The sequence below is a fragment of the Paenibacillus sp. EKM10P genome (assembly GCF_011800655.1).
Classification (GTDB): Bacteria; Bacillota; Bacilli; order Paenibacillales; family Paenibacillaceae; genus Paenibacillus; species Paenibacillus polymyxa.
On the sequence record NZ_JAALET010000031.1, the window covers coordinates 1 to 3597 of the forward strand.

The window sequence follows — 3597 nt, forward strand, 5'->3', positions numbered from 1 at the left end:
ACGATTAACACATTGCTGCAAAGCGTTTGGGGCGTTATTTTACAGAAATACAATAATCATCAGGATGTCGTGTTTGGTAGTGTGGTATCTGGTCGTCCGGCAGAAATTCCAGGTGTGGAAAGCATGATCGGTTTGTTTATCAACACGATTCCGGTACGCATATGCAGTGCACCGGATGCTACATTTGCTGACGTATTGCAGCGTACGCAGGAACAGGCTTTGGCCTCCAGTGTCTATGACACGTTCCCGCTCTACGACATTCAGGCACGGACTGAACAAAAACAAGACCTGATCAATCACATCATGGTCTTTGAAAACTATCCCATCGGGCAGCAGATGAAGCAGATGGGCGGTTCCGGCGAAGCGGACGCACACACAGGCTTCTCTATTGCCAATGTGGAACTTACAGAGCAAACCAACTACGATTTTAACCTGATTGTCGTGCCTGATGAGGATATCTCTATCCTACTTGAGTACAATGCGCTGGTGTATAACCGGTCTGCAATGGAGCGTATCTATGGTCATATCAACCACGTCATCGGACAAATCGTAGACAACCCGCATATCCGTGTGAATGAGCTGGCATTGGTGACACCGGAAGAGCAGGCACAGATCGTTCAGGTGTGGGGCGATACGGCGGCAGCCTATCCGCAGGATCAAACGCTAAGCAGTCTGTTTGAGCAGCAGGTAGCGAATACACCTGATCAGGCAGCGGTGATATTCGGGTCGGAGATGTTGACCTACCATGAGCTGAACGAACGAGCCAACCGTTTAGCGCGGACGCTGCGTGCGGAAGGGGTTGAACCGGATCAGCCCGTGGGTATTCTGGTCCACCGTTCTCTAGACATGATCGTAGGCATCTACGCGATCCTCAAGGCAGGCGGAGCTTACGTGCCGATCGATCCGGAATATCCGGCCGATCGTATCCGCTTTATGCTGGAGGATTCGGGCGCGAAGCTGGTGCTGACGCAATCGCATCTGGCGGAGCAAGCGTCGCTGAGTTTTGATGGCCAGGTGCTGGTGCTGGATCGTCAGGAGCAAGATGGCAAGCACATTTATTACGAAGATGGCTCGAATCTGGAGCCCCTGGCCGGGCCGCATCATGTTGCGTACGTCATCTATACCTCTGGCTCCACGGGAAAACCGAAGGGCGTGATGGTGGAGCACCATTCCGTGCTGAACCGAATTTTGTGGATGCATAATCGGTACGGCTTGAGTGCGGAAGATACGATTCTGCAAAAGACCGCCTTCACCTTCGACGTGTCGGTGTGGGAGCTGTTCTGGTGGTCAATGGTCGGCTCGAAGGTAAGCCTGTTGTCCGTGGGCGGGGAAAAGAACCCAGAAGACATCGTGGACACGATTGCCCGTGATGGTGTGAGCACGATGCACTTTGTGCCCGCCATGCTGCATGCATTCCTGGAGTATGTGGAGCAGCAGCCGCGGGAAGTGATGCAGGCGAAGCTGGGCACGCTGCGCCATGTCTTTGCTAGTGGTGAAGCGTTGCCGCCACAGCATGTGGCCCGGTTCCAGCGGCTCGTGTCGAGCCTGGCCGGAGCGAAGCTAGTCAACCTGTATGGCCCAACGGAAGCAACGGTGGACGTATCGTACTTTGATTGCGAGCCGGATGAGGAATATGCAGTGATTCCGATCGGGAAACCGATTCAAAATATCCGTCTGTACATTGTGAAGGAAGGTACGGAGCAATTGCAGCCGATTGGAGTTGCAGGGGAGCTATGCATCGGCGGTGTCGGCGTAGCCCGCGGTTACCTGAACCGTCCGGAGCTGACGGCCGAGAAATTCGTAGCCGATCCGTTTTCGGGTGGTGAACCAGGATACGAACGGATGTATCGCACCGGCGATTTGGCGAGATGGATGCCGGACGGCAACATTGAGTATCTGGGCCGGATCGACCATCAGGTGAAAATCCGGGGGTACCGGATTGAACTGGGCGAGGTCGAAACGCAGCTGCTCCAAGTGGAATCGGTACGAGAAGCGGTGGTGATGGCTCGTACGGATGAAACGGGCCAAAAACAAATGGTCGCCTACTATGTTGCGGGGCAAGAGCTAGGAGCGAGCGAGCTGAGAAGTGAGCTGGGCCAAGAGCTGCCAAGCTACATGGTGCCATCGTACTTTGTACAGCTGGAGCAAATGCCGCTAAGTCCCAACGGCAAAATCGACCGCAAGGCCTTGCCGGCACCGGAAGGCAGCCTGCAAACCGGAGCCGATTATGCAGAGCCGCGTACGGTGCAAGAACGCGCTTTGGTCGCAGTCTGGCAGTCGGTACTGGGACTACAGACGGTCGGTATTTTGGACAATTTCTTTGATCTGGGCGGCGATTCGATCAAAGCCATCCAAATCGCATCCCGTGCGTTCCAGGCCGGCTATAAGCTGGACATGAAGGATTTGTTCCAATATCCGACAGTTGCAGCCCTGGCACCGCATATGCATGAGGTCCGTCGTATAGCAGATCAAGAAGAAGTGAGCGGGGAAACGGCGCTACTTCCGATCCAGCATTGGTTCTTTGCGCAGGAGCGCGAGCGTCCACAGCACTTTAATCAAGCGGTCCTGCTCTATCGCGCTGAGGGCTTTGAGGAGACGGCGGTTCGGAAGGCTATGGATCACCTCGTGAAGCATCATGATGCGCTGCGTGCGGTCTTCCGTCAGACTTCCGCTGGTTATACGGCTTGGACACGGGCTGTAGAGGAAGGCACGCTGTATACGCTGGAAACAGTGGACTACCGTAAACAGGAAAACTATGCGGAAGCGCTGGAAGCGAAGGCAACGGAAATTCAAAGCAGCATGGACCTGTCCGCAGGACCGTTGGTGAAGCTGGGATGGTTCCGTACAGCCGAAGGCGACCATCTGCTGATCGCCATTCACCACTTGGTGGTGGACGGAGTGTCGTGGCGGATTCTGTTCGAAGATTTCTCGACAGGCTACGAGCAGGCGAGCAAGGGTGAACCTGTACGATTGCCTTATAAAACAGATTCCTTCCAAACTTGGGCACAGGAGTTATCTTCTTACGCCAATCGTCCTGAGGCTGCCTCGGATGCGTCGTATTGGAAGCAGGTAGAGCAAGCCAAAGCTGCGATTGCTCCGCTGCCTAAGGATTTTGCCTACGAGGGCTCCTTAAACGCAGACAGCGAAGTGCTGACGGTAGAGTGGACCGAAGCTGAAACGCAGCAGCTGTTAAAGCAGGCCCATCGCGCCTATAACACCGAGGTCAATGATTTGCTGCTGACCGCGCTGGGACTGGCGGTGCACCACTGGACAGGTGCAGGCCAGGTGCTGGTGAACCTGGAGGGCCATGGCCGGGAAGCGATCCTGCCAGAGGTGAATATTACACGTACCGTAGGCTGGTTTACGAGCTTGTATCCAGTGCTGCTGGAGACCGGCAAGGAAATGACACTGGCTCAGCGGATTAAAGAAACGAAGGAAGGCTTGCGCCGGATTCCGCATAAAGGGCTGACCTATGGAACTTGGCGCTACTTGTCCCCTACGTTCGGATCAGGTGAATCGTGTGCGATTGCAGAACCGGAAATCAGCTTTAACTATTTGGGGCAGGTGGATCAGGATCTGCAAAACAGTGGAATCACG

Annotated in this window: 1 protein-coding gene; it reads left to right on the forward strand. The window is 54.8% G+C overall.

Going from position 1 to position 3597, the window contains the following annotated elements; translation table 11 throughout:
* Positions 1 to 3597: non-ribosomal peptide synthetase (locus HFE01_RS26215; protein ID WP_167442890.1), on the forward strand; the 3597-nt coding region annotated here is incomplete at both ends.